The sequence below is a fragment of the Rhodococcus sp. NPDC056506 genome (assembly GCF_042794945.1).
Taxonomy (GTDB): domain Bacteria; phylum Actinomycetota; class Actinomycetes; order Mycobacteriales; family Mycobacteriaceae; genus Rhodococcus_F.
Map to the genome: position 1 here is coordinate 58,850 of NZ_JBHTSW010000008.1, position 23,207 is coordinate 82,056.

The window sequence follows — 23,207 nt, forward strand, 5'->3', positions numbered from 1 at the left end:
GCACGTGGGGTCCGACACATCCGCCGGTAGACGGATATTTCGGACCCCACGTGCGGCACTCGTGCCTAGGTCATTCCTCGACGAAGCGGGGGAAGACCGGTGCCGGAGCAGGCAGTTTCCGGTTCGCGTCGATGCGAACCGCGATGTCGGTGAACTGACGGTTCTCTTCGCTCTGACCAAGCAGATCGAGGATGCGTGACGCCGCGTCGGGCATGACGGGCTGAACGAGAAGGCCGACGATACGGACAACTTCGATCGTCACGTAGAGGACCGTTGCCATCCGTGCCGGGTCGGTCTTGCGCAGAACCCACGGTTCCTGCTTGGAGAAGTACCGGTTGGTCTCTCCGAGGACGCCCCAGATGGCTTCCAACGCGAGATGCAGCGCTTGCACGTCGAACTCGCTGCGGCACTTGGCAAGCAAGGCATCCGCCGACGCCAGCATCGCCAGGTCGTCTTCTGTGAACTCGCCGGGGGTGGGGACCTGGGCGTCGCAGTTTTTCGCGACCATCGTCAGTGAACGCTGTGCGAGGTTGCCCAGTTCGTTGGACAGGTCTGCGTTCATGCGAGTCACGATTGCTTCGTGGCTGTAGCTGCCGTCCTGGCCGTACGAGATCTCGCGGAGCAGGAAGAAGCGGACCGCGTCGAGGCCGTACTGATCGACCATCGCGATGGGGTCGACGACGTTGCCGACCGACTTCGACATCTTCTCGCCCTTGTTGTACAAGAACCCGTGGACGAAGACTCGCTCCGGCAGTTCGATGCCGGCCGACATGAGGAACGCCGGCCAGTACACGGTATGGAAACGCGTGATGTCCTTGCCGATGATGTGCAGGCTCGCGGGCCAGAACTTCTCGAACTCCGCCGAGTCGACGTTCGGGTAACCCACGCCGGTCAGGTAGTTGGTGAGGGCGTCGACCCAGACGTACATGACGTGGTCGGGGTCGCCGGGAACCTCGACGCCCCAGTCGAACGTGGTGCGCGAGATCGACAGGTCCTTGAGGCCGCCCTTGACGAAGCTGACGATCTCGTTGCGACGAGTCGCGGGGGCAATGAACTCGGGATGCTCTTCGTACAGAGCAAGCAAACGGTCCTCGTAGGCCGAGAGACGGAAGGTGTAGTTGGACTCCTCGGTCCACTCCACCGGAGTGCCGGTCTCCGTCGACTGACGGGTGCCGTCGTCCAGAAGCGTGGTCTCGGCTTCGGTGTAGAAGGCCTCGTCACGAACCGAGTACCACCCCGAGTACGTGTCGAGGTAGATGTCGCCCGATGCGGCCATCTTCTCCCAGATTGCCTTGCTGGCGACCTGATGATCTGCGTCGGTGGTGCGGATGAACCGGTCGTACGAGATGTTCAGGACCTTGTCGAGGTTCTGGAACACGTCGGAGTTCCGAGCCGCGAGTTCGCGGACGTCGATGCCCTCTTTGATCGCTGTCTGCTGCATCTTCAGACCGTGCTCGTCGGTGCCGGTCATGAAGAACACTTCATGTCCGTCCAACCGCTTGAAGCGGGCGAGCGCGTCCGAGGAGATGTACTCGTACGCGTGGCCGATGTGCGGAGCGCCGTTGGGATACGCGATCGCTGTCGTGATGTAGAACGGCGGTCGTTCCGCGCCTTCCGAGGCGGCGGAGTCCGGGCGCGGGGTCTGGGAGGGTGAGGCAGGCACAGTCATGGTGCGCTTACTCTATCGGGCGTGAGCAAAGACCGTCCCGCCCCCGATGCCCCTGAGCCCTTGTCGCCTCTGATCGACGCCCATACACACCTCGACGCGTGCGGTGCGCATGACGCTGCAACCGTGGCCGAGATAGTCGATCGAGCCGAGGCCGTCGGCGTCGGGCGAGTCGTCACGGTGGCCGACGACCTCGACGCCGCGCGATTTGCCGTCGACGCGGCTCATTGGGATTCGAGGGTCTACGCAGCCGTCGCAATCCATCCGACCAGGGCAAACATTCTTGATGCCGGCACCCGAGCCGAGATCGAGCGTTTGGCGTCCGATCCACGAGTCGTTGCCGTGGGGGAGACCGGGCTCGATCTCTACTGGCCCGGCAAACTCGAGGGGTGCGCCACCATCGAGGAGCAGATCGACGGTTTTCGCTGGCATATCGACTTGGCGAAGCGTCTGGGCAAGACGTTGATGATCCACAACCGCGAAGCCGACCAGGACTTGCTGCGGGTGCTGAACGAGGAAGGTGCACCGGAGACGGTGGTGTTCCACTGTTTTTCCTCGGATTCGGAGATGGCGCGGGAGTGCATCGACGCCGGGTACGTGCTGAGTTTTTCGGGAACCGTCAGCTTCAAGAACGCGAAAGCGCTGCGTGAGGCCGCGCTGCTGGTGCCGTCGGATCAGCTGATCGTCGAAACGGATGCGCCATTCCTGACGCCGCACCCGTTCCGCGGGGCGCCCAACGAGTCGTACTGCCTGCCCTACACAGTGCGTGCGCTCGCAAGCATCCGCGGTGAGGATCCGCAAGCTCTCGCGGCAGCGTCCACGACGACAGCGGAGCGCGTCTACAAACTCTGACGCTATGGTGGTCTGACAGGTAACTCCGCGCCCGGGACCGTCGTGTCCCGGTCCGTCTACTGCGCGGGGTATTTCAGATGAATGACTGCATCTATCCCCCCGACGTCTATCGCGACGACGTCGATCGCGACGACGTCTATCGCACAGCCGAACAGTCCGCTCGATCCGGCTCGAGCGCGGCGAATTTTTCGAATCCCGGGAGGGAATGAAGGCGCACAGCTTCACTGAGCCGACCCCGGTCGACTCTTCGGTCCAGATCGTGACCGTTCATCTCGACATGGTCGAAGTCGAGTGCTGTGGGCCGTTTCCGGTTGTCGGTGAACCATGCTCGTGGACGTTGACACCGCGATCGCAGGAGCCACCGCGATCGCAGTACGGCGAGTTCGACGGTTGGGTTCACGGCGGCATGCCGGCATGAGGAGTCAAGACCTCAGGCGTAGTCCTCGGGATTCTGGTGGAGACCACCAGCTACGTCGAAGTCGGAAACCCGAAGATGTGGTTACCCGTCGACGGCAGCGAGACATATCGCCGGGTCGACGCCAGTCCTCGGTGGTTCCGAAGGTTCGGTGACTTCGAATTCGGGCCGCAGAATCGGATCGAGACCGGGCTGGTCGTCGAATTGGCCACCACCTGTGCGCCTTTCCGGTAGTCCCCACTACCAAAAAGGCGCACAGGGGGCTTGCCCCCTAGAGAACCTTCGCCAGGAAGTCCTGGGTCCGCTGCTGCTGGGGGTTGCCGAACAAGTTCTCCGGCTTGCCTTCTTCGACGATGTACCCGTCGGCCATGAAGATGACCCGGTCGGAAACCTCACGGGCGAAGCCCATCTCGTGGGTTACGACGACCATGGTCATGCCCTGCTTGGCGAGGTCGCGAAGAACCTGCAGAACCTCGCCCACCATTTCGGGGTCGAGGGCGCTGGTGGCCTCGTCGAACAGCATGATGTCGGGGCTCATCGCCAACGCGCGGGCGATGGCGACACGTTGCTTCTGCCCACCGGACAGGCTGGCGGGCTTGGCATCTGCCTTCTCTGCGAGGCCGACCTGGCCGAGCAGTTTGACGGCGATCTCGCGAGCCTGTTCCTTGGTCGATCGCCCGGTCTGCACCGGGGCGAGCATCACGTTTTCGACGACGCTCATGTGTGGGAACAGGTTGAAGTGCTGGAACACCATCCCGATGTGCTGGCGCACCTTGTCGATGTCGACGTCCTTGTTCGTGAGATCGAACTGGTCGACGCGCACGGAACCTGCGGTGATGTCTTCGAGGCGGTTGAGGCAGCGCAGGAAGGTGGACTTGCCCGAACCTGAAGGTCCGATGACGCAGACCACTTCACCGCTCTTGATGTCGACGTCGAGGCCCTTGAGAACCTCGTTGTCGCCGAACGACTTCTTCAGTCCCTGGACCGAAATCTTGACCTCGGTGTCGGACTTGCCCATGTTGACGGCTGTTTCGGTCACTTGTTGATCCTCTTCTCGAGGCGGTTCGACAGCTTGGTGAGCGCCATGATGATGATGAAGTACATGACGCCGATGATCAGCCACATGTTGAACGACTGGAAGTTGCGCGCGATGATGATGCGCCCTGTCTGAGTGAGCTCGGCAAGTCCGATGACCGACAGGATCGACGTGTCCTTGAGGGTGATGACGAACTGGTTGATGTACGACGGGATCATCGTGCGAATTGCCTGCGGCATGATGACTTTTCGCATCGACTTCATGTAGCTGATGCCCAGGCTTCGTGACGCTTCCATCTGTCCCTTGTCGACGGACAGGATGCCGCCGCGGACGATTTCAGCCATGTACGCGCCGGCGTTGAGCGAGAGCGTGATGATGCCTGCCGTGAAGGCGGACATCTGGAAATGCAGAGCCGCCGGGATGCCGAAGTAGATGAAGAATGCCTGCACCAACAGTGGTGTGCCGCGGAAGATGTCGACGTAGGTCGTGCCTATTCCTCGGACGAACATATTGGTCGACACCCGGCAGAGACCGAAGATCGCACCGAGTACCAGAGCGATCGCGATCGAGACGACCGAGAGGACGATGGTCAGCCAGAGACCCTTGAGGAGCTGGGGGTAGGTGCTCTTGATCAAGCCGATGATCGAGTTGTCCGACGTCGATGCTCCCTGACCGAGGTAGGTCGAGACGATTTCGTCGTACTGGCCGTCGTCGCGCAGGTTCTGCAGTCCGGCATTGAACATCTGCAGCAGTTCGGCGTTCTGGCCCTTGTTGACGGCGAAGCCGTAGCTCGCGCCCACCTCTTTTTCGGTGACCGTCTTGAGGCCGTTGCCCTGTGTGATGCCGTAGGCGAGGACGGGGTAGTCGTCGAAGACTGCGACGGAGTTCCCGGTGCGGACCTCGTCGTACATGCTGGCGGAGTCAGCGAAATAGACGGTGGTGAAACCGTATTGGTCCTTGATGGACTCGGCGAAGCTGGCGCCCTCGGTGCCGTTCTTGACGGCGACGCGCTTGCCCTTCAGGTCTTCGTACGACTTCACGTCGTTGTCGGTCTCGAGGACGGCCATCTGCACGCCCGACTCGAAGTACGGGTCGGAGAAGTCGAAGACCTGCTTGCGGGCGTCGGTGATGGACATGCCGGCGATGACGCCGTCGGCCTGCCCCGCCTGCACGGCCTGAAGGGCCGCGTCGAAGCCGAGCTGCTTGATGTCGACCTTGAAACCTTGGTCCTCGGCGATCGCATTGAGCAGGTCGATGTCGATGCCGACGAGTTTGCCGTCTTCGTTCTCGAATTCGAACGGGGCGAATGTCAGATCGGTGGCGATCGTGTAGGTGCGACCGGGCTGCGCGCTCGCGATTCCGGGGGCGAACAGCGCTGCGATCAGCGCCAGCAGGATGGCCAGGATCGGCCACCTGGCATTACGTGGTCTGTCGAATCTTCTTCGCACTATCGCCCAGCTTTCTTCTGTCGCGCCCGGGATCGCCGGACTGCTTTGAACCAGACGAGAACATACTGCGCCCAGAGCTGAATCGATACACGGGTATCGGAGCCGGAAAGTGCAGAACACACGACACGCCGTTGCCGTTCCGTGACAAAAGTCGCATTTCGTTGTGATTTGGTTGCCGATACAACGCTCGGTCGTTACCGTATTGTGATCGAACGTCGTCTGCCTTGGGATTTCCTGTGTCGCCTTTTGCCAAGATCAACTCCACGAAGTCACCACTTCTCTACTCAGTGGTGGGTGCGTTGCTTCTGACGCTCATCGTCGGGGGTGCGCTCGCCGTGGTTCGGCACAAGACGATCACCCTCGATGTCGATGGCGACATGATTTCGCTGTCCACGATGTCGAGCAGCGTCGGTACAGCTCTCGAGGACGCCGGATACCCGGTCGATCCCAAGGACGCGCTCGCACCCAGCGCCGATTCCTCCCTGTCCGACGGCGATACCGTCGTACTGCGCCGTGCCCGTGAGTTGGCTCTGACCGTCGACGGTCAGCCGACCACCATCTGGACCACCGCATTGACGGTCGACGAGGCATTGAAGCAAGTAGATGTTTCCGACGACTTCGCAGTCTCGGCTTCACGCTCGCATCGTCTGCCCCTCGAACGGACCGAACTCGACGTCGTCAGCCCGAAGACCGTCAGCGTCAGCGACGGCGGCGCTCCCGCGTCGGAGATCAAGCTCGCCGCCGTGACCGTCGGTGATCTTCTCGCGGCGAAGAATGCGCCACTCGAGCAGGCCGACTCGGTTGTTCCCACCGCTGACACACCTGTCACCAACGGCTTGACCATCCAGGTCACCCGCGACCGCACGGACACTCGCGTCGAGACGCAGCCGATCGCGCCGCCCGAGAACAAGGTCGAAGATCCCGAACTCGAGAAGGACAAGACCGTTGTCGAGAACCCGGGTGTTGCGGGCGAGCGCACGGCCACAGTCGAGGTCAAGACCGTCAACGGCGTCGAGGCCGGACGAACCGAACTTTCCGCGACCGTGATCAAGGAACCGGTCGCAGCAGTAGTGAAGGTCGGCACCAAGCAGACTTCCGCACCCGCCGTGTCCAACGCGTCGACGTGGGACTCCATTGCTCAGTGCGAAGCGACCGGAAACTGGGCCATCAACACCGGAAACGGCTTCTACGGCGGACTTCAGTTCACCCAGAGCACCTGGGAGGCATTCGGCGGCGGTCAGTACGCGGCTCGCGCCGACCTCGCATCACGTGAACAGCAGATCGCGATCGGCGAGAAGGTCCGCGCCGGTCAGGGCTGGGGTGCGTGGCCGTCCTGCACCAGCAAATTGGGCCTGCGCTGACCCGCCCTCACTCCACACAGAACACAGGAACCGATGTCACCGTTCGCCAAGATCAACTCGACCAGGTCGCCGTTGTTGTACTCGGCGATCGCCGCGCTCCTTCTTACCGTCCTCGTGGGTGGTGTTCTCGCTGTAGTCCGGCACAAGACCATCACCCTCGACGTCGACGGTGAGCAGATTCGCCTGAGCACCATGTCGACCAACGTCGACGGAGCTCTCGAGGATGCGGGTTACCCGATCGGTGACAAGGACGCAGTTGCTCCCGCGGCCGACGCTTCACTGTCCGACGGCGACACCGTGGTGCTCCGTCGCGCGCGAGAGATCACGCTGACGGTCGACGGTCAGCCGCAGAAGCTCTGGACCACCGCTTTGACCGTCGACGACGCGTTGAAGCAGTTGGACGTCGCGGCGGATGTGCACGTGTCGGCTTCGCGCTCGCAGCGTCTTCCGCTCGACGGCGCCGCGCTGGACGTGCTGACACCGGTTGTCGCAAAACTGGTCGACGGCGCGAACGCGGCAGCAGACGTGCGTATCGCGGCTCCGACGGTAGGGGAGTTCCTCACCGCAAACGGAACGCCGCTCGAGCAGTCGGACACGGTTGTTCCCGCCGCAGATGCTCCGCTGACCGAAGGCCTCGAGGTCACGGTGACGCGTAACCGCACCGAGAACAAGATCGAGACCTTGCCGCTCGATCCGCCGGATCAGCGCATCGAGGATCCGACGATGAACCAGAGCCGTACGACCGTCGAGAACCCGGGCGTTCCCGGCGTGCGCGACGTGACGTTCGCCGTCAATCTCGTCAACGGTGTCGAGGCCGGACGCACACAGGTGGCGGAGACGATCACCACACCGGCTCAGCCGAAGGTCGTGCGTGTCGGAACGAAGCCGGGCACCGAGGTGCCGCCCGTGGAGAACGGTTCGACGTGGGATGCGCTCGCACAGTGCGAGGCCACCGGTAACTGGGCTATCAACACCGGCAACGGTTTCTACGGCGGCGTGCAGTTCGATCAGAACACCTGGGAACGACAGGGCGGGTTGAAATATGCGCCCCGCGCCGACCTCGCCACCCGTGAAGAGCAGATCGCGATTGCGACCCAGACGCAGCGCACTCAGGGCTGGGGCGCATGGCCGTCGTGCTCGGGTCGCCTCGGACTGGGATAAGTTCTACTGGTGTCAGACGCCGAACAATCGAACGAACCCATCGCTACTCCGCGCGGGCAGGCAGCCCTGCTCGGTCCGGTCGAGGTGCGCGCTCTTGCCGAAGAATTCGGTGTCCGACCCACGAAACAGTTGGGGCAGAACTTCGTTCACGACGCCAATACCGTGCGACGCATCGTCACCACCGCAGGCGTCACGCGTGACGACGTCGTCCTCGAAGTAGGGCCCGGTCTCGGTTCGCTGACGATGGCGCTGATGGACGTGGTCGATCGTGTCATCGCGGTCGAGATCGATCCCAACCTCGCGGCCCGCCTCCCCAAGACGGTGGCCGAGCGAGCGCCGGAACTGGCCGATCGCCTGACCGTCGTCGAAGCCGACGCAATGCGTGTGTTGCCTTCGCAGATACCCGGCGAGCCGACCGCGCTGGTCGCGAACCTTCCGTACAACGTCGCGGTGCCGGTACTGCTGCACCTCTTTGCATCGTTGCCGAGTCTGCGGACCGCACTCGTGATGGTGCAAGCCGAGGTTGCCGACCGCCTGGCGGCTGATCCGGGAAGCAAGATCTACGGCGTTCCCAGCGTCAAGGCCAACTTTTTCGGCGAGGTTCGCCGCGCCGGTGCCGTCGGACGCAACGTCTTCTGGCCGGTACCCAAGGTGGAATCAGGTCTGGTTCGTATCGACCGGTATGCGGAGCCGCCGTGGCCGATGGACGAGAAGCACCGCAAGCAGGTCTTTGCGGCTATCGACGCCGCATTCGCGCAGCGCCGCAAGACTTTGCGTGCCGCGCTCAGTGGTTGGGCAGGTTCGCCTGCCGAGGCCGAACGACGGCTCCTCGCTGCGGGCATCGAGCCACAGACGCGTGGCGAGATGCTCGACGCAGCAGCGTTCGTTCGGCTGGCTGGAGGCGAATAGCCCCGTGCGCGGTTAAGCAGTGCAGGGACTCCCTAACCGCGCACAGGGGGCTTGCCCCCTGCTATTTGAACCGCCGCAACCTCAGGCTGTTGCTCACCACGAACACACTGCTGAATGCCATTGCGGCACCGGCGAGCATCGGGTTGAGCAGACCGGCCGCAGCCAGCGGGATCGCTGCCGTGTTGTAGGCGAATGCCCAGAACAGGTTGCCCTTGATGGTCTTGAGCGTCTTGCGGGACAGTCGAATTGCGTCGGCTGCCGACCGCAGGTCACCGCGCACCAGGGTGATGTCGCTGGCCTCGATTGCAACGTCGGTACCCGTGCCCATTGCCAGACCGAGATCGGCCTGAGCCAGGGCTGCCGCGTCGTTCACGCCGTCGCCGACCATGGCCACGACGCGTCCTTCCGCCTGCAGTTTCTTGACGGCGTCGACCTTGTCGGCCGGCATGACCTCGGCGAACACGGTGCTGATTCCGACCTGATCCGCGACAGTGCGGGCGACAGTGGCGTTGTCACCGGTCAGCAGAACCGGTTCGAGGCCGAGTGCTTTCAACTGCGCGATTGCTTCGGCGCTCGTGTCCTTGACCGCGTCGGCGATCACGAGGATGCCGTGCGCCTTGCCGTCCCAGCCCACCGCGATTGCGGTGCGCCCGGCCTTCTCTGCTGCAGCCTTCGCCTCGCGGAGATTTTCCGGCAACGGCATCGACCAGTCGGCGAGCAGCGCGTCTCGGCCGGCGACGACGGCGTGACCGTCGACCATTCCCTGTACGCCGCGCCCGGCGACGTTCACGAAATCCTTGACCGTAGGCAATTCGCCCACGGCTTCGGTCGCACCCTTCGCGATCGCTGCGGCGATGGGGTGCTCGGAGCGATGTTCGAGTGCGCCCGCCAGCCGAAGGACCTCGTCGACGGTTGTTCCTTCGCCCACCACGGTGTCCAGCAATGTCATCTGACCGGTAGTGACGGTTCCCGTCTTGTCGAGCACGACGGTGTCGACTGCGCGCGTCGATTCGAGCACCTCGGGTCCCTTGATGAGGATTCCCATCTGAGCTCCGCGACCCGTGCCCACCAACAGGGCTGTGGGCGTTGCCAATCCGAGGGCACAGGGGCACGCGATGATCAGCACGGCGACCGCAGCGGTGAAGGCCATCTCGATAGGGTTACCGGTACCGAGCCAGTAGCCCAGTGTCGCAACGGCAATCGCGATGACGACCGGCACGAAGATACCGGCGATCCGATCGGCGAGGCGCTGAACTTCGGCCTTGCCGTTCTGGGCGTCTTCGACCAGTGCCGCCATCTGGGCGAGTTGGGTGTCGCTCCCGACGCGGGTGGCCTGGACGGTCAAGGTTCCACCGACGTTGACGGTGGCGCCGACTACGGTGTCCCCGACACCGACTTCCTCCGGCACGGATTCACCCGTCAACATGCTCATGTCGACGGCTGAGCGGCCCTCGGTGATGATGCCGTCGGTGGCGATCTTCTCGCCGGGCCGAACGATGAAGGAGTCGCCCGCTGCCAGTTCTTCGGCGGGGATTCGTACTTCGACGCCGTTGCGCAATACCGCGACGTCTTTCGCACCGAGCTCCATGAGTGCGCGTAGTGCGGCGCCGGACGTGCGCTTGGACTTGTGCTCGAAGTAGCGTCCGGCCAGTACGAACGTGATGACGCCCGCGGCAACTTCGAGGTAGATGTTGGCGCTGCCGTCCATCCGGTCGACCGTCAGCCGGAAGGCGTGCTTCATACCGGCTTCGCCCGCGGTGCCGAAGAACAGTGCGTAGAGCGACCAGACGAATGCCGAGATGGTGCCCAGGGAGATGAGCGTGTCCATCGTGGCGGCGCCGTGACGCAGGTTCACCCATGCGGCACGGTGGAAGGGAAGGGCCGCCCACACGATGACCGGTGCGGCCAGCGTGAGGGAGAGCCACTGCCAGTTGTCGAACTGCAGCGCAGGAACCATCGCCATCGCGATGACCGGTACTGAGAGCAGAGTCGAGATGATCAGGCGGGTGCGAAGCTCGCGCAGATCGCGATCCTGCGGGGTTTCCGCGTCCGGGTCGACGGTGTCGGGCGCGCTCGGCGGCTTGGGGAGCGCGGCAGCGTAGCCGGCATTCTCGACGGCAGTGACCAAATCTTCGACGGGTACCCCGTCCGGGAAAGTGACCTTGGCCTTTTCCGTCGCGTAGTTGACGGTGGCTGTGACGCCGTCGATCTTGTTGAGCTTCTTCTCGATTCGTGACGCGCAGGAAGCGCAGGTCATTCCGGTGATCGCGAGTTCGACGCTACTCGAGTTGGCAGCATTGTCGACCACAGTCGGTGACGTCATCAGTGCCCTCCCTCGTGATTGTCTGGAACTGAAGCCGTGGAAGTGCCTGCATCAACAGTGAATTCGGCGGTCCGAACCACGCCTTCGTGCTGGAAGTCGAGGAACAGCCGGTATGTGCCTTCGCTCGGTGCCTGTGCGTGGAAGGAAATGTCCGGACCAGGAGCTGTGACGCCGTCGCCCGGCTCGCCTTCGGGGTGCACGTGCAGGTAGGCGAGGTCGCCGGTGCGCAGGGCAACGAGGTGACCGAAGGCACCGAGGTACGGATCGAGATCGGTGACCGGGGCTCCGTCGCGAGCAACGCTCAGCGTGATCGGGCCGCCGGCAGTGGTCAGATCACCGTCGAGAGTCACGGTGTATCCGTCGACAGTTGCGGTCGCACTCTTCGCAGGCAGCGGAGCAGGAGCGAATTCGCCTGCCACGTCGAAGTTTCGGCCGAGTGTCAGTTGGGTGCCGTCGGTGGGGTCGAAGTCCGCGAAGACTCGGTAGGTACCGGCGACAGGCCAGGTCCAGTCGATCGACCAGGTGCCGTCTGCGGCGAGCGAAGGATGCACGTGGCGGAACTCGCTGGTGTCGTTTCTGACGACGATGAGGTGGAGCTCCTTCTCGTGCAGAAGGTCGAAATCGACGACGGGCTCGTTGTTGCTGTCGAGAATCCGGAAGGTCAAGGTTCCCGGCTCCCCAGCTCGATCGGGTGCGGTCACTTCGGTGAGTGTGTATCCGCCGGAGGAGACTTCGAGCCCTGAGGGTGTTGCCGAATCCATGCCTGGCATCGATTCGATGGTTGATTCGTGGGTGCTGTGCTGGGTAGTGGACATGTCTATCGGGCTTCCGATTGCGGCCCCCACACCGAGGGCGGCGCCGAAGACGGCGACCAACCCTACGGCGTAGGCGGCAAGTGTTGTCGAGGTGCGCACGGCTGACTCAGCTTGGTGCGACTGCGTAGCCGGCTTCGTCGACTGCTGCGACGACGTCGGCTGCGGAGACGGGAGCATCGCTGGTGACAACGACGCGTCCGCTCGCCAATTCGACATCCACCGCGGTTACGCCCGCGATGTTGCCGATCTCTTCCTTGACGGATCCGACGCAGTGTCCGCAGGTCATTCCGGAAACGGTGTATTCGGCGGTGGTCATCGCAGATCCCTTCGGTTGTGGAAAACTCATTTTACGGATACCCGGTGTAGGTATCGCTCTGCCATCGAAGGTACCCCCAGGGGGTATGCCTGTCAACGGGTTGGTCAGTGATGAAGACCTCAGGGAAGACAACACGGCGGATGTGTGGTCTACTTGTGTTGGTCGTAAGTGTTTGTGTTTGTGTTTCCACGCTCGCAAATGGTTAGGTTGCGAGCGTTTGGACATCCTCCACGGATTTGTCTCAGAACGGTCGTAGTAAGTGACCCGGGCGGTCGAAGCGACTGCCTGTTGACACTGTGTTAGAGGAGATTTACATGGCAGAGGGCATCGTGAAGTGGTTCAACTCCGAGAAGGGGTTCGGCTTCATCGCTCCCGAAGACGGCAGTGCTGACGTCTTCGTTCACTACTCCGAGATCCAGAGTGGCGGCTTCCGCACTCTCGAGGAGAACCAGCGCGTGGCGTTCGAGATCGGTCAGGGCAACAAGGGCCCGCAGGCCACCGGCGTTACCATCGTCTAAGACGTCCATGTAAGTCGGGCAACCGACGCATGACGTACTGACAAGACCCCAACTCTTCGGAGTTGGGGTCTTGTTGCGTCTGGGTGAAAAACGCTGTCACGCATCGAGATACCGCTGAGCGGCGACTGTCGTTTCCGCCGCGATGGTCCGGCATTCTTCGCGGAGTTCAGGTGGATTCACAACGGTGAAATCGACGTCGAAAGCCCTGAGCCACTGTGCGATCGACCGTAGGGAAGTGCCCGAAAGCACTATGACGCAACGCCCTTCGTCGGTGGACTCCACTGACCCCCACTGTTCGCTGACCATGGGTGCTACCTGCTCGATGGGTGCGTGCAGTAGAACTGTTGCGCGCGTGGAGGAATAGGCCCGAGCGACACCGCGGGAAACGAAGTCTGCTGCACCGCCCGCAGGTAGTTCCCGAGGCGTGAACCGCGGACCGGTGGGGATCTTGGGTTCCATCCTGTCGACGCGAAATGACCGCCAGTCTTCGCGAGCGAGATCCCAGGCCACCAGATACCACCGAACACCCGACCTCACGAGCCGATACGGTTCCACTTCGCGCCGGCTCTGCGTGCCGTCGTGTGTGCTGTAGTCGAATCTCAAGCGTTCGTGGTTGTGGCACACGGACGCGATGGCGGACAGGACCGACGCATCGACCGCGCTAGCTGCCGGTTCGCGCGGCACGACGTCGATCGACAGTGACTCCAGACGGTGCCGCAGCCTCGACGGCATGATCTGACGCAGTTTCGCCAGCGCGCGCATCGAGGCCTCGCCGATGCCGACCACGGAGCCGGTCGCTCCGGACTGCAAGGAGAGCGCAACCGCGAGCACTTCCTCGTCATCGAGCTGTAGCGGGGGCATCTCCGCGCCGGCACCCAGGCGATATCCGCCGCCGACGCCGACCGTTGCGTCGACGGGGTAACCGAGATCGCGGAGGCGGTCCACGTCACGTCGAACCGTGCGCGGGGTAATCGCGAGTTTGTCTGCGAGTTCGGCACCGGACCAGTCTCGACGCGTCTGGAGCAGTGACAGCAACCGCAGTAGGCGAGCCGATGTCTCCTTCATGGCAAGAAGTCTGCCAAACATTTAGGACCGTATGAGTCCTCAATTGAATTTAGGTTGGTCCATATCCGACCAGTCGAGAAGAAATTGGGGCCACATCATGAGTCGCAGCAATGACGGCAGACCGATGATCGAGACGAAGGCGCTCACCAAGCACTTCGCTCAGGGCAAGAAACTCGTGGAAGCAGTCAAGGGAGTCACGCTCGACGTAGCGGAGGGCGAATTGGTCGCCTTGCTGGGGCCGAACGGTGCCGGAAAATCGACGACGTTGCGAATGCTGACCACCTTGCTCGAGCCCACCTCCGGCAGCGCGCGAATCGCAGGATTCGACATCTCCGCGGCACGAAACGAGGTGCGCTCGAGCCTTGGATACGTAGGACAGGGGAACGGCGCCGGCCACAACCAGCGGGTTCGCGACGAGTTGGTGACGCAGGGGTTGTGCTACGGAATGTCCAAGGCCGATTCGCAGGTCCGGGCCGACGAGTTGCTGGGTGATCTCGAACTCACCGATCTGGGCACTCGGAAGGTCAGCACTCTGTCGGGCGGGCAGCGTAGGCGGCTCGATATCGCTCTGGGCCTGGTCCACCGCCCACCCCTCCTGTTCCTCGACGAGCCGACCACGGGAATGGACCCGCAGAGTCGGGCCAACCTCTGGGACCACATCCTCCGCTTGCGGCGCGAGATGGGCACGACGATCGTGCTGACCACGCATTACCTCGAAGAAGCGGATTCGATGGCAGAGCGGGTCATCGTCATCGACGAGGGCACTGTCATAGCGGACAACACCGCTGCCGCGCTCAAGGCGGACCTTGCGGGAGATCATCTTCTGCTCACCTTCGACAGCGTCGAGGCGGCCGGCGTCGCAGCGTCGGTGGCCGAGCAACTAGTCACTGTCCGTGAAGTCACTGTCGACGCAAGCACGGTGAGTATCCGTGCCGGCGAGGGCGATTCGACGCTACCGGTGTTGCTGCGTGAAGCGGATGCCCGAGGTGCCCGCGCTCTCACCGCCGACATCACCAGGCCGACTCTTGACGATGTCTTCCTCACCCTCACCGGTCGCAGCCTGCGCGAGAGCGCCGCCGCGGTCGCTTCCTGAAACCACGACTGTACTTCGAAGAACAGGAATCTGCCATGACAATCACGCTCGATACCCCACGTACCGTGCACGGCAACATCGTTCGAGACAGCGCAATCGTGATGGGTCGTGAACTGCGACCGATGTTGCGCGACCCGGTCAGCGTTATCTTCAGCCTGATTCAGCCGCTGATCCTGTTGGCGTTGTTCGGGCCCCTGCTCAAAGGGGTCCCGGGTACCGGTGACGGCGTATGGAATTGGTTCATTCCCGGTGTGTTGGTGATGATCGCGATCTTCGGAACGACGATGACTGGGTCCAACCTCCTGATGGAGATGCAGCAGGGATCGCACGAGCGAATGTTGGTGACTCCGCTCAGACGCTCGTCCTTGTTGATCGGGCGAGCGTGCAAGGAGATGGTTCCGCTTGCCGCGCAGGCGATTTTGATCATTCTGGTTGCGCTTCCGCTCGGGTTGGACGTCAACGCAGCGGGCGCCGCGCTCGGGATCGTCCTGCTCGGAGTGTTCGGCGTCGGACTCGGTGCGCTCTCGTACGCTCTCGCTCTGGCTGTGCGGGAGCAGGATTGGATGTTCTGGGTCGTTCAGCAGACGCTGATGTTCCCGCTCCTGATCCTGTCCGGAACCATGCTTCCACTCGATGATGCGCCAGGTTGGATGAAGGTCCTCGTGAACGTCAATCCGCTGGGCTATGTCGTCGATGCCGAACGGGCACTGTTCGCCGGTGACTTCGCGTCGGGCAGCGTTCTGGCAGGAATCGTGGCCGCTGTGGGCGTTGCGGTTGTCGGTCTGGGCGTGGGTGTGCGCGCGGTGAAATAGCGTGGGTGTACTGGCTGTCGGACGGGGTGTGGCGGTCGCAGGTTTTCGCCCAGGTGTTCGCAGCGCCTATTGTTGTTCCTTGTGCTCTCCGTCGTTCCTCGCCCCGTAGTCGTCCGGGCCCCGTCCAAGGTGAATCTCCACCTTGCCGTCGGGGACCTGCGCGAGGACGGCTATCACGAACTGACGACGGTGTTTCAGGCATTGTCCCTGGCAGACGCCGTCACGGTGGCGCCTGCGGACACCCTGACCGTGCGGGTTATCGGCGACGACGCCGCGGCCGTGCCTACCGATCGCACCAATCTCGTGTGGCGTGCCGCCGAGATGCTGGCGGTCGAGGGTGGCGTGGCCCCGAACGTCGAGATAGTCATCGAGAAAGGCATCCCCGTCGCAGGCGGAATGGCCGGCGGGAGTGCCGACGCAGCCGCCGCTTTGGTTGCGCTCAACGCTTTGTGGAAGCTCGACTTCTCGCGGCCTGATCTCGACGCTTTTGCGGCACGCCTCGGGAGTGACGTTCCGTTCTCGCTGCACGGTGGCACTGCCCTCGGAACCGGCCGCGGCGAACAACTTGTGCCTGTCTTGACCCGCCACACCTTCCACTGGGTGCTGGCGCTGGCCAAGGGTGGCTTGAGCACACCGGTCGTGTTCCGCGAACTGGACAAGCTGCGGGCCGAAGGTTCCCCGAAACGGCTGGGCAGCGCCGATGCGTTGATTCAGGCGCTCACCACCGGTGACGCTCATCTACTTGCGCCGCTCCTCGGCAACGATCTGCAGGCGGCAGCACTCTCACTCAACCCGGACCTACGACGGACGCTGCGAGCGGGCGTCGAAGCCGGAGCTTTGGCCGGCATCGTCTCCGGCTCCGGACCGACATGCGCGTTTCTCTGCGCCGACGCACAGTCCGCGGTGGAAGTGAGCGCAGAACTTGCGGGAGCGGGGGTGTGCCGCACCGTTCGCGTGGCGAGCGGACCTGTTCCCGGAGCACGAATACTCGACAATGCGGCAAAGGGACAGCACTGATGGCGAATCTGATCAATCTGGAAAACGTGTCGAAGTCTTTCGGCGTCAAGCCGTTGCTCGACGGGGTCTCCCTGGGCGTCGAGGAAGGCGAGCGCATCGGCGTCGTCGGTCTCAACGGTGGCGGCAAGACAACGATGCTCGAGGTCCTCGCGGGTGTGGAGCAGCCGGATTCGGGACGAGTGAGCCGCGTCGGCGGATTGCGGATGGCCGTCGTGACGCAGCGCGGTGTACTGCCTCCCGGCTCCACGGTCGGTGAAGTGGTCCTGGGGCCGCTCGGAGTAGCTCAGCACGAGTGGGCCGGCGATGCGCGCATCCGTTCAGTGCTCTCGGGTATCGGCATCGACAATCTGGGCGCCGGCGGCGAGCGGTCTGCATTGGACGCCAAGGTCGACGGCCTGTCCGGCGGCGAGCGCCGTCGCGTCGCGCTGGCTGCAGCTCTTGTTCAGGACCTCGATCTGCTGGTGCTCGACGAGCCCACCAACCACCTCGACGTCGAAGGTGTTCAGTGGTTGGCCGAGCACCTCGTCTCACGTCGCAGTGCGCTTGTTGTCGTGACCCACGATCGCTGGTTCCTCGACACCGTCGCCACCCGCACCTGGGAGGTTGTCGGGGGCGGCGTCGAAAGCTACGAGGGTGGCTACAACGACTGGGTGTTCGCCCGTGCCGAGCGTTCCCGTCAGGCCGACGCTTCCGAAGAGCGTCGCCGCAACCTTGCGCGCAAGGAACTGGCGTGGCTGCGCCGCGGTGCTCCTGCCCGTACGTCCAAGCCGAAGTACCGCATCGAAGCAGCAGAAGCCTTGATCGCCGACGTTCCGGCACCTCGTGACGCGGTGGCGCTCGCGTCGTTCGCGCAGCGTCGGCTCGGCAAGGTAGTCATCGAACTCGAAGACGCGCGTCTGGAAACCCCGGACGGCCGCGTACTCGTCGAGGATCTGACCTGGCGTCTGGCGCCGGGCGAGCGTGTCGGCCTGGTCGGCGTCAACGGCTCGGGCAAGACGACGCTGCTGCGGACGCTGGCCGGCGAACTCGAGCCTGCAGCCGGAAAGCGCATTCAGGGACAAACCGTCCACATCGGTTGGCTCAAGCAGGAACTAGACGATCTTCCGACCGACATGCGCGTACTCGACGCGGTCAAGGACGTAGCCGAGCGAATCACCCTGGGTGACAAGGAAGTATCGGCTGGTCAGCTCGCTGAGCGGCTGGGCTTCACACCGGCGCGTCAACGCACCCCCGTCGGTGACCTGTCCGGTGGTGAGCGCCGACGTCTGCAGTTGACGCGTGTTCTCATGGCCGAGCCCAACGTCTTGCTTCTCGACGAGCCCACCAACGATCTCGACATCGACACGCTTCAGCAACTCGAGGATCTGCTCGACGGCTGGGCAGGCACCATGGTTGTGATCTCGCACGACCGGTACCTGATCGAGCGAATCTGTGACACCACCTGGGCGCTCTTCGGTGATCGCAAGCTCACCAACCTGCCCGGCGGTATCGAGGACTACCTGCGTCGACGCGCCGCGATGGGGGATGGCGACAACCCGTCAGTTGCCTCGACCGCGAGTGGTGCGTCGAAGAGCAAGCAGGTTCGCGACGGTGCCGCGGATCGCGCTGCACGCAAGGAACTTTCGAAGCTCGAGCGGTCCATCGCGAAGTTCGACGACCGTGAGAAGAAGCTGCACGCATCACTCGCCGACGCGGCCACCGACCCGGACAAGCTGCAGAAGCTCGGCGCAGAACTCAAGCAGGTCATCGCCGACAAGGAAGCCGCCGAAGAGCAGTGGATGGAGCTCTTCGCGGAGCTGGACGGCTAGGGGAACTTCGCCCCGAACTTCTTGAAGGTTCGCTCTGGATCCAGGGTTTCCGGCGCCTGCCTGCGCAGCAGTGCGTCCAGAACGAGCCCGTCCAGTGCTGCGACCAATTCCGCTGCATCGGACGAGGTCATGCCGCGTTCGATCAAGATGGCAACAAATCGATCCCGACCACGCACCAGTTCCACTGCGAGGTCGGGATCGTGGAATGACGCGATGATCAGTTCGTAGCGAGCACGAGTGCGACCGGACTCGGGTCCCAGCCATCGGGCCACCTGTTGCTTCGGTGTCTCGCCCGGGCGAGGAAGATCACCGTTCAGAAGATGTCGCACCACTTCGACTATCAGTCCACGTTGGTTTGCGAAGTAGTGCCGTGCGCTGCCGTGTGGCACGCCGGCTTCGTCCTCGACGCCTCTCATCGACCAAGCGCGAAACCCAACCCGGCCCAGTAGTTCGAGCCCAGCGTCCAGAAGCGCTTCTCGCGTCGATTTCTCCACGCAGAGAAGATACCGTGCTAGCCTCTTCTCCACTTGGAGAATTTCTCCGCACGGAGAAGTTGCCGGTGGGTCGAACTGATTGGGGTGAAGCGTGGTCATCTTTTTCGACATCCTGCTTGTGCTGTGCGTTGTTGCGATTGTGAGTTTCGCGGGATACGTCCTCTATCGCGTCGTGTTTGACGGATAGCTGAATGTTGATGTACTTCAACAAGTCTCGAGTCGTGCGCTTTTCTGAAGTTGTCCGTTATGTCCCTGGTTATCGAAAGTATGTTCGATTAAACTTTGAGCATGGACAGTCGGGAAGCGTGGCAGCTGGACGGTGAGGGCCTCAAGAGTGAGGTTCTGGATCTGGTGCGTGTCCGGCACGAGTTGCAGTCGCGGATGGTGTTGCTGATCGTGGAGATGTTTTCCCGGGAGACTGTGGTCGGGAAGGGTTTTCGGGCGATCGCGCAGTGGTTGCATGGTTCGACGAATGTGGAGATCGGTGAGTGCAGTCTGCTGGTCAGTCTGGCGCGGTTGCTGTTGCTCGAACCTGTTGTGGCGGATGCATTCCATCGCGGGGATGTGGATGCGTTGAAGGCGCGTCAGGTGGCGTCGTTTTGTCAGCATCCACCCAAGAACATGACCCCGGCGGATGTGGACAAGGCCCGCGGGATTCTGCTTGACCTGGCGTCGAAGAACATTGCGGATTGTGATGCGGTGCGGGCGGCGATTCGGCGGATCGAGAAGCAGTACGGCAAACGTGAGGACGGCGTCCCGGTCGGGGAGGATTCGGAGCGTAACGAGTTCTACGCCTCGAAAGGTTTGTACGGGCGTGTGTCGGTGAAGGGTGATCTGGATGCCGTCAACGGGGCCCGTCTGATCACGTTGTTGTCGAGCCTGTCGGCGCCGACGCCGGAGAAGGACGGCGTGAAGGACACTCGCACTCCGGCGTTGCGGCGGGCGGATGGGTTTTGCGAGTTGTTGCGGCGGTACGAGCGGGCGGGGTTGGGTCCGATCGAGGGCGGGGTGAAACCGCACATCACGGTCACGGCCAGCGCAAAAGACATGACCGACCTCAAAGCCTTGAAGGATCTACTGCCGTCCACTCAGGAACTCGGGTTCGCGTGGACGGATTGGGTGGGCCCGATCAGTATCGACACTGCCCGAATGTTGGCCTGCGACTGCACCGTAACGCGGATTTTGTTGGATGAGAATGGTGTTCCGCTCGCGTGCGGCAAGGAAGCAAGGACCGCGACAGTACCGCAAAGGCGGGCTCTTGCGGTGCGTGATGGCGGTTGCGCGTTTCCGGGGTGCGGGACACCGCCGGGGTGGTGCGATGCTCATCATATTGTTCACTGGAACGATGGTGGCCCAACGGATCTCGACAACCTGATTCTGTTGTGTGGCCATCATCATCGGACACTGCACCACACCGAATGGAGAGTGGAGATCGGCCCGGATCGGAAGACTGTGTTCTATCCGCCGATGTCGATCGATCCGTTCCAGCATCCGATCGGTGGGAACAGTCCACCGACAGCGGCGTGAACCTCCACAACTGAAGGCTCGAGCACCGGGGCATCACCATGCCCCGGTGCTCACCGCTGTCTACTGTCAGAACGCTACTGTCAGAACGTGAGCGTGAGTCGCCCGTTCTCGTCGCTGATGTGAACAGTTCGCCCGATCGCCGGCGGGTTGTCACCGCGAAGCTGCGTCAGTTCGGCGGCATTCTCGGGACCAGTGTGACCGGCGACTCGGCGGCCGTCCTGCGTCGTCGCGATCACGAACCCGATCTCAGGCTCGCCGGTGCGGCCGTATTCGACAGAGGCCGTGACTATTTCCGCCGCGCCCGTGTAACCAGTGATCAGTTCCGGAACCTCCGCAGTTAGCGCGCGTGCGTCGGGATCGCCGACGTACCCGTCAGCATGAGCAGCGGCGGACAACAGTACGCAGTGCTGGTAGGTGAGGAATCCACCGTTGCCGTGGACGAGGGCAAGGTTGGCGCCGTCACGAATTTGCCTGGTGACCTCGGCGACGGAATGCAGGGTGTAGCTGTTGAGTGGCCCACCGAAGAACGAGTGACCTCCGGTGACACTCGGGATCGCGGTATCCGGGAGTCCGAGTTCGCGGATCAACAGCTTGGGTACGATCGGGAAGCAGCTGTAGGCATCGACGATGTCGAGTGCGTCGGCACCGACTCCGGCACCATCGAGTGTGCGATGCACGGCGTCATGAATCGCGGCTGAGCTGTCGAAGCTGTTGCGGCTGAGGATGTCCAACGGATCATTCGCACCAGCGCCGCCCCAGAGGTACACCAGTTTGCTTTCATCGATCCCGAACTCGCGGGCCGTCGACAACGAGCAGACGACAACGGCCGCAGCCTGATTGACGAAGGGCATGGCGTTGAGCATCAGCGGGTACGGCTCGGAGACCATCCGATTGCCAGGTCCGACGGTGCCGATCTCGTCTGCCGATCGGATCTCCGACGTCCAGGAGGCTGGATTCTTCGATGCCAGCTCCGAGAACGCGGCGTACATCCTGGCGGACCAGGCGAGCGATTCGCGGGCGCCGTGGCCCTCGGCCGCACTGAAGCAGTTCTCGAAGAGCGGGTAGACGCGCGTCGGCACGATGAAACCGGCGCGCTGCATTTCAGGGCTTCCCAGGTCGGTCGGATCGAATCCGGGAGGCCCTCCGGGCGCTGCCGTCCACCCGATCGAGTCGGGAGCGACTCCGGACTTTCGCAGCGCGGTGCTGCTGGCGTGCGATTCGCCGCCCACGAGCAGAGCAGCCGAGGATTCACCGCGAGCGATGGCCGCGCCGATCCGATCGAGGAGCGCCGCGGGCCAGTGGCCACCGATCGGCGAGGTAGAGGTGACCTTGGGGGTCGCGCCTAATCGTGAGGCAAGCAGCCCGGGGAGATCGTCGTACGACCAGCTGACTGTCTTGATCGCGAACACGGAATCGATCTGTGTTCCCAGTTCAGCGTGTCCACTGTCGTTCAATGCGGAGACGGTGGCATCGTGAATCAGATCGAGAGGTTCGCGGTGCCCGTCGGCTGGGTTCCAGCGCAGATCGCCGACGCCGACGATGACCGGGATTCGTGATGCGTCAACCATCGTGTGCCTCTCGTTGCCGACCCGTAGCCGGGAGTTGCAGTCACGATATCGGGGCCCGCGGTATGTGTAACTCGCGGGTCACAGTCAACATTTTTCAGGTTCCTATTTAGGTATGCCTAACGAAAGTCCTATACTCGTCATCATGACAGCTGTGGCAGAGAGAATTTCGGTGCCCGTGGGGCCGCGTTCCATCGATCACCCCTACTCGATGACAACGGTTACTCTGAAGCTCTCTCACCAGCGGCAGTGGGCACCGCACCGTCACCCTGAACATGAGCTGATCTGGGGAAACTCCGGTGGAATGCTCACGGTTGTCGCTGACGGCATCACTTGGGAGGTTCCGCCTTCGGCCGGACTGTGGCTACCCGCCGGCGCGTTGCATGCCGTGAAGGCAGGTCCGGGTACCGAGTTCTTCTGCACCTACTTCCGGCCTGAGGCTCATGCTGCCCCCTCGGGCGTTCCGGGCTTGTTCGGTGTCAGTGCTCTCCTACGTGAGGTACTCCTGCACATGCATCGGCGGAACATGCCCGACGAGGCGCGTAGTCGCGCCGAGCGGGTGGCATTCGACATGCTGCAGCCGCTCGAAGTTGCTGCGGTGGAGGTTCCGATGCCGACCGATCCGCGGGCGCTGTTCGTTGCCGAAGCATTGGTCGCCAATCCGGCAGACCAGCGGTCGCTGTCGGAATGGGCACTGACGGCTGGCGGCAGCGTCCGTACGTTGACGCGAGTGTTCGCTCAGGGCACGGGAATGACCTTTGCACAGTGGCGAATTCAGGTTCGAGTCCGCGCAGCCCTGACGTATCTGGCTGCTGGAGTGCCGGTTTCGGTTGTCAGTAGGCGAGTCGGGTACGAAACTCCGAGTGCGTTTGTCGCAGTGTTCCGTCGGGTCACCGGTCGTACGCCCGGCAGCATGATGAACAAGGGGAGTGTGGCGCCCGAATCGGTGCCGTACCTTCTGCACGCTTGAGGTAGGTCGCACCGGGCGGTAGTGCCCGGTGCAACC

Annotated in this window: 22 protein-coding genes; 13 read left to right on the top strand and 9 right to left on the bottom strand. The window is 63.0% G+C overall.

Features of this window, described 5'->3' with window-relative positions; translation table 11 throughout:
* Positions 1-70: 70 nt before the first annotated feature.
* Positions 71-1,669, bottom strand: a complete 1,599-nt coding sequence (gene metG / locus ACFQ6H_RS10140) for a methionine--tRNA ligase (protein WP_378645891.1) — start codon at positions 1,667-1,669, stop codon at positions 71-73.
* A 21-nt stretch (positions 1,670-1,690) separates the two neighbouring features.
* On the opposite strand from metG, the gene ACFQ6H_RS10145 reads away from it, so the two are divergent.
* The 3 genes from ACFQ6H_RS10145 to ACFQ6H_RS10155 all read left to right on the top strand — a co-directional run bounded on the left by ACFQ6H_RS10145 (position 1,691) and on the right by ACFQ6H_RS10155 (position 3,167).
* A complete protein-coding gene (locus tag ACFQ6H_RS10145) occupies positions 1,691-2,518 on the top strand; it encodes a TatD family hydrolase (protein WP_378645894.1) in 828 nt (275 codons plus the stop codon).
* A 205-nt stretch (positions 2,519-2,723) separates the two neighbouring features.
* Positions 2,724-2,936, top strand: coding sequence for a hypothetical protein (locus ACFQ6H_RS10150; RefSeq protein WP_378645897.1), 213 nt, complete (start codon positions 2,724-2,726; stop codon positions 2,934-2,936).
* Positions 2,937-2,972: 36 nt separating this feature from the next.
* The gene (locus tag ACFQ6H_RS10155) at positions 2,973-3,167 is read left to right on the top strand and encodes a hypothetical protein (RefSeq protein ID WP_378645899.1); all 195 of its coding nucleotides are present in this window, start codon (positions 2,973-2,975) and stop codon (positions 3,165-3,167) included.
* 37 nt (positions 3,168-3,204) lie between these two features.
* Here the strand turns inward: ACFQ6H_RS10155 and ACFQ6H_RS10160 are convergent, their stop codons facing one another.
* Both ACFQ6H_RS10160 and ACFQ6H_RS10165 read right to left on the bottom strand, forming a co-directional pair.
* A complete protein-coding gene (locus tag ACFQ6H_RS10160) occupies positions 3,205-3,972 on the bottom strand; it encodes an amino acid ABC transporter ATP-binding protein (RefSeq protein ID WP_269590708.1) in 768 nt (255 codons plus the stop codon).
* On the bottom strand, positions 3,969-5,417 hold the full coding sequence (locus ACFQ6H_RS10165) for an amino acid ABC transporter substrate-binding protein/permease (RefSeq protein ID WP_020908609.1): 1,449 nt from the start codon (positions 5,415-5,417) through the stop codon (positions 3,969-3,971). The genes ACFQ6H_RS10160 and ACFQ6H_RS10165 overlap by 4 nt, the downstream gene beginning before the upstream one ends.
* A gap of 236 nt (positions 5,418-5,653) precedes the next feature.
* On the opposite strand from ACFQ6H_RS10165, the gene ACFQ6H_RS10170 reads away from it, so the two are divergent.
* Genes ACFQ6H_RS10170 through rsmA form a run of 3 tightly spaced genes read left to right on the top strand, consistent with a single transcriptional unit; the run spans position 5,654 to position 8,848 of the window.
* Entirely contained in the window at positions 5,654-6,778 is a 1,125-nt protein-coding gene (locus ACFQ6H_RS10170) for a transglycosylase family protein (protein ID WP_378446448.1), read from the top strand.
* 33 nt (positions 6,779-6,811) lie between these two features.
* Positions 6,812-7,939 carry a transglycosylase family protein gene (locus ACFQ6H_RS10175; protein ID WP_378446449.1) on the top strand — a complete coding sequence of 376 codons (1,128 nt, stop codon included), beginning with the start codon at positions 6,812-6,814 and terminating at the stop codon, positions 7,937-7,939.
* 9 nt (positions 7,940-7,948) lie between these two features.
* Complete coding sequence (gene rsmA / locus ACFQ6H_RS10180) at positions 7,949-8,848, top strand: 16S rRNA (adenine(1518)-N(6)/adenine(1519)-N(6))-dimethyltransferase RsmA (protein ID WP_003946263.1); 900 nt, start codon at positions 7,949-7,951, stop codon at positions 8,846-8,848.
* A 61-nt stretch (positions 8,849-8,909) separates the two neighbouring features.
* Here the strand turns inward: rsmA and ACFQ6H_RS10185 are convergent, their stop codons facing one another.
* From ACFQ6H_RS10185 to ACFQ6H_RS10195, 3 genes are read right to left on the bottom strand one after another with little or no spacing between them, the layout of a single operon-like run.
* On the bottom strand, positions 8,910-11,171 hold the full coding sequence (locus tag ACFQ6H_RS10185; protein ID WP_378645905.1) for a heavy metal translocating P-type ATPase: 2,262 nt from the start codon (positions 11,169-11,171) through the stop codon (positions 8,910-8,912).
* Positions 11,171-12,085 (bottom strand): hypothetical protein, encoded by a 915-nt coding sequence (locus ACFQ6H_RS10190; RefSeq protein WP_378543622.1) that lies wholly within the window; start codon positions 12,083-12,085, stop codon positions 11,171-11,173. Before ACFQ6H_RS10190 ends, ACFQ6H_RS10185 begins: the two co-directional genes overlap by 1 nt.
* A 7-nt stretch (positions 12,086-12,092) precedes the next feature.
* Positions 12,093-12,302: a heavy-metal-associated domain-containing protein gene (locus tag ACFQ6H_RS10195; protein WP_378543625.1), complete on the bottom strand. Its 210-nt coding sequence runs from the start codon at positions 12,300-12,302 to the stop codon at positions 12,093-12,095.
* A 314-nt stretch (positions 12,303-12,616) separates the two neighbouring features.
* Between ACFQ6H_RS10195 and ACFQ6H_RS10200 the strand changes: the two genes are divergently transcribed.
* Positions 12,617-12,820 (top strand): cold-shock protein, encoded by a 204-nt coding sequence (locus ACFQ6H_RS10200; protein WP_003946232.1) that lies wholly within the window; start codon positions 12,617-12,619, stop codon positions 12,818-12,820.
* 96 nt (positions 12,821-12,916) lie between these two features.
* On the opposite strand, the gene ACFQ6H_RS10205 is transcribed toward ACFQ6H_RS10200, so the two are convergent.
* Positions 12,917-13,885, bottom strand: a complete 969-nt coding sequence (locus tag ACFQ6H_RS10205) for a helix-turn-helix transcriptional regulator (protein WP_378543628.1) — start codon at positions 13,883-13,885, stop codon at positions 12,917-12,919.
* A 97-nt stretch (positions 13,886-13,982) separates the two neighbouring features.
* Here ACFQ6H_RS10205 and ACFQ6H_RS10210 point away from each other — a divergent pair, with 97 nt between their 5' ends.
* The 4 genes from ACFQ6H_RS10210 (at position 13,983) to ACFQ6H_RS10225 (ending at position 18,615) form a co-directional block, all read left to right on the top strand.
* Positions 13,983-14,978, top strand: a complete 996-nt coding sequence (locus ACFQ6H_RS10210; protein WP_378645908.1) for an ATP-binding cassette domain-containing protein — start codon at positions 13,983-13,985, stop codon at positions 14,976-14,978.
* Positions 14,979-15,013: 35 nt separating this feature from the next.
* A complete protein-coding gene (locus ACFQ6H_RS10215; protein ID WP_378446454.1) occupies positions 15,014-15,790 on the top strand; it encodes an ABC transporter permease in 777 nt (258 codons plus the stop codon).
* An 81-nt stretch (positions 15,791-15,871) separates the two neighbouring features.
* Complete coding sequence (locus ACFQ6H_RS10220; RefSeq protein WP_378543631.1) at positions 15,872-16,807, top strand: 4-(cytidine 5'-diphospho)-2-C-methyl-D-erythritol kinase; 936 nt, start codon at positions 15,872-15,874, stop codon at positions 16,805-16,807.
* A complete protein-coding gene (locus ACFQ6H_RS10225; protein WP_003946255.1) occupies positions 16,807-18,615 on the top strand; it encodes an ABC-F family ATP-binding cassette domain-containing protein in 1,809 nt (602 codons plus the stop codon). The genes ACFQ6H_RS10220 and ACFQ6H_RS10225 overlap by 1 nt, the downstream gene beginning before the upstream one ends.
* Here ACFQ6H_RS10225 and ACFQ6H_RS10230 read toward each other — a convergent pair.
* Positions 18,612-19,109 carry a TetR/AcrR family transcriptional regulator gene (locus ACFQ6H_RS10230; protein WP_378532685.1) on the bottom strand — a complete coding sequence of 166 codons (498 nt, stop codon included), beginning with the start codon at positions 19,107-19,109 and terminating at the stop codon, positions 18,612-18,614. The genes ACFQ6H_RS10225 and ACFQ6H_RS10230 overlap by 4 nt on opposite strands.
* Positions 19,110-19,397: 288 nt before the next feature.
* Between ACFQ6H_RS10230 and ACFQ6H_RS10235 the strand changes: the two genes are divergently transcribed.
* Positions 19,398-20,636: a DUF222 domain-containing protein gene (locus tag ACFQ6H_RS10235; RefSeq protein ID WP_378645910.1), complete on the top strand. Its 1,239-nt coding sequence runs from the start codon at positions 19,398-19,400 to the stop codon at positions 20,634-20,636.
* Between the two features lie 80 nt (positions 20,637-20,716).
* Here the strand turns inward: ACFQ6H_RS10235 and ACFQ6H_RS10240 are convergent, their stop codons facing one another.
* Positions 20,717-22,204, bottom strand: coding sequence for an acetyl-CoA acetyltransferase (locus tag ACFQ6H_RS10240; RefSeq protein ID WP_378539460.1), 1,488 nt, complete (start codon positions 22,202-22,204; stop codon positions 20,717-20,719).
* A 142-nt stretch (positions 22,205-22,346) separates the two neighbouring features.
* Here ACFQ6H_RS10240 and ACFQ6H_RS10245 point away from each other — a divergent pair, with 142 nt between their 5' ends.
* Positions 22,347-23,171, top strand: coding sequence for an AraC family transcriptional regulator (locus ACFQ6H_RS10245; protein ID WP_003946247.1), 825 nt, complete (start codon positions 22,347-22,349; stop codon positions 23,169-23,171).
* Positions 23,172-23,207 lie beyond the last annotated feature (36 nt).